Origin of the sequence: Streptomyces sp. CY-1, assembly GCF_047218265.1 — a bacterium.
GTDB classification, from domain to species: domain Bacteria; phylum Actinomycetota; class Actinomycetes; order Streptomycetales; family Streptomycetaceae; genus Streptomyces; species Streptomyces niphimycinicus.
In genome coordinates this window covers 1166144-1174895 of the sequence record NZ_CP178393.1, presented here as the reverse complement: position 1 = coordinate 1174895, position 8752 = coordinate 1166144, and the positions used below count along the sequence as shown (strand labels likewise).

Here is an 8752-nt window from a genome sequence, read left to right as displayed (position 1 = left end):
AAGGTACTCGAGTACCTCAAGAAGCTCACCGCCGATCTGCGCCAGACGCGTCAGCGCCTGGCGGATGTCGAGGCCAAGAGCCGCGAGCCGATCGCGATCGTTGGCATGAGCTGTCGTTTTCCGGGTGGAGTCAGCTCGCCGGAAGACCTGTGGCGGCTGACGGAGTCGGCGGTGGACGCGGTCTCCGGCTTCCCCACCGACCGCGGCTGGGATCTGGACGGCCTGTACGACCCGGATCCGGATCGCGCGGGCCGGTCGTACGCCCGAGAGGGCGCGTTTCTCCCCGACGCCGGCCACTTCGACCCCGGCCTCTTCGGGATCTCGCCGCGTGAGGCGCTGGCGATGGATCCCCAGCAGCGGCTGCTGCTGGAGGCATCATGGGAGGCTCTGGAGCGGGCGGGTATTCCGACCGACTCCCTGAAGGGCAGCCGGACCGGGGTGTTCGCCGGACTGATGTCTTCCGACTATGTCTCGCGGCTGTCGGCCGTTCCGGATGAGCTGGAGGGATACGTCGGAATCGGCAGCGCGGCGAGCGTCGCGTCCGGCCGGGTGTCGTACACGCTGGGGCTCGAGGGCCCGGCGGTGACGGTGGATACGGCGTGTTCGTCGTCGTTGGTGGCGTTGCATTTGGCGGTGCAGGCGCTGCGGAACGGTGAGTGCTCGCTGGCGCTTGCGGGCGGTGTCACGGTGATGGCGACACCCGGCACCTTTGTCCAGTTCTCGCGTCAGCGCGGACTGGCCGCCGATGGGCGGTGCAAGGCGTTCGCGGCGGCGGCGGACGGCACCGGCTGGGGCGAGGGTGTGGGGATGCTGGTGGTGGAGCGGTTGTCCGATGCTGAACGTCTTGGTCATCGGGTGTTGGCGGTGGTGCGTGGTTCGGCGGTGAATCAGGATGGTGCGTCGAATGGGTTGACGGCGCCGAATGGTCCTTCGCAGCAGCGGGTGATCCGGCAGGCGCTGGCGAATGCTCGTTTGTCGGCGGTGGATGTCGACGCGGTGGAGGCCCACGGTACGGGTACGGCGTTGGGTGATCCGATCGAGGCGCAGGCGTTGTTGGCCACGTATGGCCAGGATCGGGATCCGGGTCGGCCGTTGTGGTTGGGGTCGGTGAAGTCGAACATTGGTCATACGCAGGCGGCGGCGGGTGTGGCTGGTGTGATCAAGATGGTGATGGCGTTGCGGTATGGGGTGTTGCCGCGGACGTTGCATGTGGATGAGCCGTCGCCGCATGTGGATTGGTCGGTTGGTGGGGTGGAGTTGCTGACTGAGCAGGTGGTGTGGCCGGATGTGGATCGGCCGCGTCGGGTGGGTGTGTCGGCGTTCGGGGTGAGTGGGACGAATGCGCATGTGATCGTGGAGCAGGCGCCTGAGGTGGTGGAGGGACCTCGGGGCGAGCGTGTTGGGCTGCCCGCTGTGCCGTGGGTGATTTCGGGTGTGGGCGAGGCGGCGGTGCGGGCGCAGGTGGAGCGGTTGCGCGGGTCTGTGGCGGACAACGCTGAATGGGATCTGGCTGATGTGGGGTGGTCGTTGGTGGCTGCTCGTTCTGGGTTGTCGCATCGTGTGGTGGTGGTGGGTGCGGATCGTGCGGGGTTGGTTGGGGCTTTGGAGGGTTCGGTGGTTGTGGGGGCTGTAGTGGGTGGTGGGTTGGGTGTGGTGTTTGCGGGTCAGGGGTCGCAGCGGTTGGGGATGGGGCGTGGGTTGTATGAGGCGTATCCGGTGTTCGCCGGGGCGTGGGATGAGGTGTGTGGGGAGTTGGACCGGTATCTGGAGCGGCCTTTGGGTGAGGTGGTGTGGGGTGATGATGCTGAGTTGATGGGGGAGACGGCGTATACGCAGGCGGGTTTGTTCGCGCTTGAGGTGTCGTTGTTCGCGTTGGTGTCGTCCTGGGGTGTGAAGCCGGATTATCTGCTGGGTCACTCCATTGGTGAGTTGGCGGCGGCGTATGTGGCGGGTGTGTGGTCGTTGGAGGATGCCGCACGGGTGGTGGCCGCACGTGGCCGTTTGATGCAGGCGTTGCCGTCGGGTGGGGCGATGGTTTCGGTGGCGGCGTCGGAGGATGAGGTGCGGCCGCTGTTGACCGGTGGTGTGGCGGTTGCGGCGGTGAACGGTCCCGGGTCAGTGGTGATCTCGGGGGGTAAGGGCGAGGTCGCTGAGGTCGCGGGTGTGTTGGCTGGGCGGGGGGTGCGGACGCGGTGGTTGCGGGTGAGTCATGCGTTTCATTCGTCGCGTATGGACGGGATGCTGGCTGAGTTCGGTGAGGTACTTGGGTCGGTGGAGTTCCGGACCCCGACCGTGCCGGTGGTGTCGAACGTATCCGGTGTGGTGGCGGGCGAGGAGCTGTGCTCGCCGGAGTATTGGGTGCGTCATGTGCGGGAGACCGTCCGGTTCGCTGACGGGCTGGAGACACTCCGTGGGCTGGGCGTCGGGTCCTTCTTGGAGTTGGGTCCGGATGGGACGCTGACCGCGCTGGCCGATGGTGAGTGCTTGCCCGTGCTGCGTCCGGATCGTCCGGAGCCGATCACGGTCATGGAGGCTCTGGGTGGGCTGTTTGTCCGGGGCGTCGAGATTGATTGGGCGGCGGTGTTCCCGGGTGGTCGGCTGGTTGATTTGCCGACGTATGCGTTCCAGCGTGAGCGGTTCTGGCTGGAGTCGGCGGCGGCCCAGCCCGTGACCAGCGCGGTGGACGCGGCGTTCTGGGAAGCCGTCGAGCGCGGGGATGCGGAGGCTCTGGGGGTCGATGCTGAGGAGCCGTTGAGTGCCGCGTTGCCTGCTTTGGCGTCGTGGCGGCGGGCGCGGCGGGAAGAGTCGGTGGTCGACGCCTGGCGGTATCGGGTGACCTGGACTCCGGTTGTGAGCCCCTCTTCGCAACTCTCCGGGCTGTGGTTGGTGGTGATCGAGCCCGACGGAGCGGAGACGGACATTGTCGCCGCGCTGCGGGCCGCCGGCGCCGAGGTGCGCGTTGTCACGGTCGAGGAGCTGGACGCGGGCCCGGTCGCGGGTGTGGTGTCGCTGCTGTCGGTCGAGGCGACGGTCTCGCTGGTGCAGGCCCTCGGGGTGGCCGGGGTCGATGCGCCGTTGTGGTGTGTCACCCGGGGTGCGGTCTCCGTGGTGGACGGGGATGTGGTGGATCCGTACGCGTCGGCGGTCTGGGGGCTGGGCCGTGTGATCGGTCTGGAGCATCCGGAGCGTTGGGGCGGGCTGATCGACCTGCCCGCCTCATGGGATGAGCGGACCTCGGGTCTGTTGTGCTCGTTGCTTTCAGGCGCCACGCGTGAGGATCACACAGCGATCCGTGGCAACGACGTCTTCGGCTGTCGGCTGAGCCGTGTGACGACCTCGGGTCGGGGGCAGTCCGCTGCCTGGGAAGCGTCGGGAACCGCCCTGATCACCGGTGGAACGGGGGCCCTGGGGAGCCATGTCGCCCGGTGGCTCGCAGGCACCGGCGTCGCGGAGATCGTGCTGACGAGTCGGCGAGGCTCGGACGCGCCCGGAGCCGGGGAACTGGTGGCCGAACTATCGGCCATGGGTGTGTCGGCTCGGACCGTGGCGTGTGATGTGGCCGATCGGGACGCGGTTGCGGAACTGCTCGGGACAATCCCGGATCTTCGCGTGGTCGTCCATGCTGCGGGCGTTTCAAGCTGGGGCCCATTGAGCGCCCTTACGGCCGAGGATCTTGCGGCCGGGATGCGGCCGAAGGTCATGGGAGCCATCCATCTGGATGAGCTGACGCGCCACATGTCCTTGGATGCCTTTGTTCTGTTCTCGTCGGTGGCGGGGGTGTGGGGGAGCGGTCGTCAGTCGGCGTATGCGGCGGCGAATGCGTTTTTGGATGGGTTGGCGTGGCGGCGTCGTGGTGTTGGGTTGGTGGGGACTTCGGTGGCGTGGGGTATGTGGGATGGGGGTGGTATGGCTGTTGGGGGTGAGGAGTTTCTGGTTGAGCGTGGTGTGTCGGGTATGGCGCCGGGTGCGGCGGTGGTGGCGTTGCGGCGGGCGTTGTGTGAGGGCGAGACGGCGGTCGTGGTGGCGGATGTGGACTGGGAGCGGTTTGGGCCGAGGTTCACGGCCCTGCGTCCGAGTCCATTGCTGAGCGAGCTGATAGCCGACACCGTCGATTTGGGGACTGGAGCGGGCGAATTCGCGGCCCGCCTCCACACCATGTCCGAGGGCGAGCGTATACGCGCGGCCGTCGAGCTGGTGCGCGTCTCTGCCGCGGCGGTACTGGGGCACCCGGGCCCTGAGGCGATCGACCCCGGCAGGACATTCCAGGAGATCGGCTTCGACTCGTTGACCGCGGTGGAGCTGCGCGATCGGATTGCCACGACCACCGGCATCCGACCGCCGGCCACCATGATTTTCGACTATCCGACTCCTACGGCCCTCGCCGAATATCTGAACGTGGAATTGCTCGGCGCGCCGCGGGAAAGTGTGCCGCCGATACCGGTGATCGCACCGGATGACCAAGACCCCATCGTCATTGTCGGCATGAGCTGCCGCTTCCCCGGGGATGTCGAGTCCCCCGAGGACCTGTGGCGGCTGGTCGATTCCGACGGCGATGCCATAACGGCCTTCCCGGCGGACCGCGGGTGGGATCTGACCGGCCTCTTCGAGGCGGCTGCGGGGGAGTCGGGCACGTCGTATGCGCGTGTCGGTGGATTCGTCCACGATGCGGGCGAGTTCGATCCCGGTCTGTTCGGGATCTCGCCGCGTGAGGCGCTGGCGATGGACCCGCAGCAGCGGCTGCTGCTGCACGCGGCATGGGAGGCGTTCGAACGGGCGGGTGTCCCGGTCGCCTCGGTCCGGGGCAGTCGAACGGGCGTGTTCGTGGGGGCCTCCCCGCAGGGCTACGGCGCCGCCGACGCATCGGAAGGCTACTTCCTCACCGGCAGTTCGGGCAGCGTCATTTCGGGTCGAGTGTCGTACACACTCGGGCTTGAGGGCCCGGCGGTGACGGTGGATACGGCGTGTTCGTCGTCGTTGGTGGCGTTGCATCTGGCGGTGCAGGCGCTACGGAACGGCGAGTGCTCGCTGGCGCTTGCGGGCGGTGTCACGGTGATGGCGACCCCTACCGCCTTCGTGGAGTTCTCGCGTCAGGGCGGACTGGCTGCCGATGGCCGGTGCAAGTCCTTTGCCGCTGGTGCGGATGGGACGGGTTGGTCGGAGGGCGTGGGGCTGCTGCTGGTGGAGCGGTTGTCCGATGCTGAGCGCAACGGGCACCCCATCCTGGCTGTGGTGCGGGGTTCTGCGGTGAATCAGGATGGTGCGTCGAATGGGTTGACGGCGCCGAATGGTCCTTCGCAGCAGCGGGTGATCCGGCAGGCGCTGGCGAGTGCCGGACTTTCGGCGTCGGAGATCGACGCGGTCGAGGCGCACGGTACGGGCACGGCGTTGGGTGATCCGATCGAGGCGCAGGCCCTGTTGGCCGCCTACGGTCAGGATCGGGATCCGGAGCGGCCGCTGTTGCTGGGTTCGGTGAAGTCGAATATTGGTCATACGCAGGCGGCGGCGGGTGTGGCCGGTGTGATCAAGATGGTGATGGCGATGCGCCACGGCGTGCTGCCCCGGACCCTCCACATCGATGAGCCGTCGCCGCATGTGGATTGGTCGGCCGGTGCGGTGGAGCTGCTGACCGAGCAGGTGGCGTGGCCGGATGCGGATCGGCCACGTCGGGCGGGTGTGTCGTCGTTCGGAGTGAGCGGGACGAATGCCCATGTGATCGTGGAGCAGGCGACTGAGGTGGTGGAGGGACCTCGGGACAAGGGAGTTGGGCTGCCTGCTGTGCCGTGGGTGATTTCGGGTGTGGGTGAGGCGGCGGTGCGGGCGCAGGTGGAGCGGTTGCGTGGGTTTGTGGCGGGTGATCCTGAGTTGGATCCGGTGGATGTGGGTTGGTCGTTGGTGGCTGCTCGTTCTGGGTTGTCGCATCGTGCGGTGGTGGTGGGTGCGGATCGTGCGGGGTTGGTTGGGGCTTTGGAGGGTTCGGTGGTTGTGGGGGCTGTAGTGGGTGGTGGGTTGGGTGTGGTGTTTGCGGGTCAGGGGTCGCAGCGGTTGGGGATGGGGCGTGGGTTGTATGAGGCGTATCCGGTGTTCGCCGGGGCGTGGGATGAGGTGTGTGGGGAGCTGGACCGGTATTTGGACCGGCCTTTGGGTGAGGTGGTGTGGGGTGATGATGCTGAGTTGATGGGGGAGACGGCGTATACGCAGGCGGGTTTGTTCGCGCTTGAGGTGTCGTTGTTCGCGTTGGTGTCGTCCTGGGGTGTGAAGCCGGATTATCTGCTGGGTCACTCCATTGGTGAGTTGGCGGCGGCGTATGTGGCCGGTCTGTGGTCGTTGGAGGATGCCGCCCGGGTGGTGGCCGCACGTGGCCGTTTGATGCAGGCGCTGCCGTCGGGTGGGGCGATGGTTTCGGTGGCGGCGCCGGAGGATGAGGTGCGGCCGCTGTTGACCGGTGGTGTGGCGGTTGCGGCGGTGAACGGTCCCGGGTCAGTGGTGATCTCGGGGGGTAAGGGCGAGGTCGCTGAGGTCGCGGGTGTGTTGGCTGGGCGGGGGGTGCGGACGCGGTGGTTGCGGGTGAGTCATGCGTTTCATTCGTCGCGTATGGACGGGATGCTGGCTGAGTTCGGTGAGGTACTTGGGTCGGTGGAGTTCCGGACCCCGACCGTGCCGGTGGTGTCGAATGTGTCGGGTGCGGTGGCGGGCGAGGAGTTGTGCTCGCCCGAGTACTGGGTGCGTCATGTGCGGGAGACCGTCCGGTTCGCTGACGGGCTGGAGACACTCCGTGGGCTGGGTGTCGGTTCCTTCCTGGAGCTGGGGCCCGACGGGACGCTGACCGCGCTGGCCGATGGTGAGTGTCTGCCTGCGCTGCGTCCGGGTCGTCCGGAGCCGACCGTGGCCATGGAGGCTCTGGCTGGGCTGTTTGTCCGGGGTGTGGAGGTGGATTGGCGGGCGGTGTTTCCGGGGGCTCGGCGTGTTGATTTGCCGACGTATGCGTTCCAGCGTGAGCGGTTCTGGCTGGAGCCGTCCTCGGCCCAGCCCGTGACCAGCGCCGTTGACGCCGCTTTCTGGGATGCGGTCGAGCGCGAGGATTTCGGTTCGTTCGGTATCGACGCCGGGCAGCCGCTCAGCGCGGCTCTGCCCGCCCTGGCGGCATGGCGGCACCGTCACCAGGAGAGGTCACTGGTCGAATCGTGGCGGTACCGCCTCGATTGGTCCCTGATCGGGGATGTCACTGAGCAGCCGAGTCTGCGTGGCACGTGGCTGGTGGTTGGCGCTGACGGAGATGATGTGGCTGCCGCTCTGCGGGCCGCTGGGGCTGATGCGCGGGTCGTGACGGCGGTGGAGCCGGGCGATGTGGTGGTCGCGGGTGTGGTGTCGCTGCTGTCGGTCGAGGCGACGGTCTCGCTGGTGCAGGCCCTCGGGGTGGCTGGGGTCGATGCGCCGTTGTGGTGTGTCACCCGGGGCGCGGTCTCCGTGGCGGACGGGGACGTGGTGGATCCTGACCAGGCCGGAGTCTGGGGGCTGGGCCGCGTCATCGGCCTGGAGCATCCGGACCGTTGGGGCGGGCTGATCGACCTGCCGGCGGTCATGGACGACCACACGGAGGAAGCACTGGCCGCCGTCCTCACCGGGCACACCGGTGAGGATCAGATCGCCATCCGTGCCACCGGGACGTGGGCCGCCCGTCTGACCCGGGCGGAAGCGGCCACCACCGCGGTGTCGGCCGCATGGCGCGGTAGCGGCACCGCTCTGGTCACGGGCGGTACAGGGGCGCTGGGTCGCCATGTGGCGCGCTGGCTGGCGGATACCGGTGTGGAGCGGATCGTGCTGACGAGCCGTCGAGGGGCCGAGGCACCGGGCGTCGCGGAGTTGGTGGCCGAGCTGGGGGACCGGGTGCGCGTGGTGGCGTGCGATGTCGCCGATCGCGAGGCGCTCGCGGCACTCCTGGGGACGATTCCGGATCTGCGTGCCGTGGTGCATGCGGCGGGTGTCCTCGACGATGGTGTGCTCGAATCGCTCACCCCGGAGCGCATCCGGGAGGTGATGCGGGCCAAGGTGGCGGGGGCACGCTATCTGGATGAGTTGACCCGTGACGCCGACCTCGACGCCTTTGTGTTGTTCTCGTCGGCCGCGGGGACCGTGGGCAATGCGGGGCAGGGAAGCTACGCGGCGGCCAATGCGGCGTTGGATGGCTTGGCTTGGCGGCGTCGGGCGGAAGGGCTGGTAGCCACGTCCGTGGCCTGGGGTGCCTGGGCCGACAGCGGAATGGGGGCCGGGCACGCACGGGCCATGGCGCCACCACTGGCGCTGGCCGCCCTTCAGGGAGCTTTGGACGACGACGAGACCGCACTGATGGTCGCGGACATCGATTGGGAACACTTCGCCTCGCGGTTCGTCGGGGCGCGGCCCAACCCGCTGCTTGGTGAATTGCTGGGTGACGCCGTTCGCCGCGCGCCCGCGGCGGACGAGTTCGTCGACCGGCTGCGGGGCCTCCCCTCGGTCGAGAGGGAACGGGCGGTCCTTGAACTCGTACGTGGTCAGGTGGCCGCCGTTCTGGGACATGCCACCCCAGCGGCAATCGACCCCGCGGCCACATTCCAGTCAGCCGGTTTCGACTCTCTGACCGCGATCGAACTCCGCAATCGACTCATGGCGGCCACCGGCGTACAGGCACCTGCCTCGGTCGTGTTCGACTACCCCACGCCGGAACTCCTCGCCGGCCACTTGCGGGAGCAACTGCTGGGGGTGGGATCGGCAGCTC

General features: G+C 68.1%; 1 pseudogene. It reads left to right on the top strand.

The window, feature by feature from the left end:
* Positions 1-24: 24 nt before the first annotated feature.
* Positions 25-8721, top strand: a pseudogene (locus ACK1X7_RS04860) (type I polyketide synthase); the annotation flags it as partial.
* Positions 8722-8752: the final 31 nt, after the last annotated feature.